Source organism: Paenibacillus sp. 2KB_22 (assembly GCF_052115745.1).
Classification (GTDB): domain Bacteria; phylum Bacillota; class Bacilli; order Paenibacillales; family Paenibacillaceae; genus Paenibacillus.
Genome location: NZ_JBFRHG010000042.1, coordinates 1 through 381, shown reverse-complemented (window position 1 = coordinate 381; position 381 = coordinate 1). Strand labels below are relative to the sequence as shown.

Genomic DNA, 381 nt, shown 5'->3' with positions numbered 1-381 from the left:
GCACAGGTCCACGCCGTAGGTCGCCAGGTACTTGGCGATGGCGTTGAGGTTCACGTCCTGGGTGCGGCCCGAGAGGATCTCGTCGCCGATGATCAGCACCGCCGCCGTCACCCGATCCTTGCTGGCGGTCATGATCGCCGTCCCCTACACCCTGTCTCAGACACCTATCCGACTTAGGCCCCGCATGCTTCTGCCGCAACCGCTTACCCACGGCCGCATCGTCCAGCGCTACAAGCGCTTCTTCGTCGACCTGGTGCTGGACGACGGGCGCGAGATCACCGCGCACTGCCCCAACTCCGGCGCGATGCTGGGGGTGAACCTGCCGGGGCAGGGGGCGTGGGTGTCGTTCTCCGACGATCCCAAGCGCAAGCTGGCCTGGAC

General features: G+C 66.7%; 1 protein-coding gene. It reads left to right on the top strand.

Features of this window, described 5'->3' with window-relative positions:
• Nucleotides 1-184: 184 nt before the first annotated feature.
• Nucleotides 185-381 (top strand): hypothetical protein (locus AB4111_RS31235; RefSeq protein ID WP_442035151.1); only part of this gene is annotated, 197 nt, incomplete at its 3' end.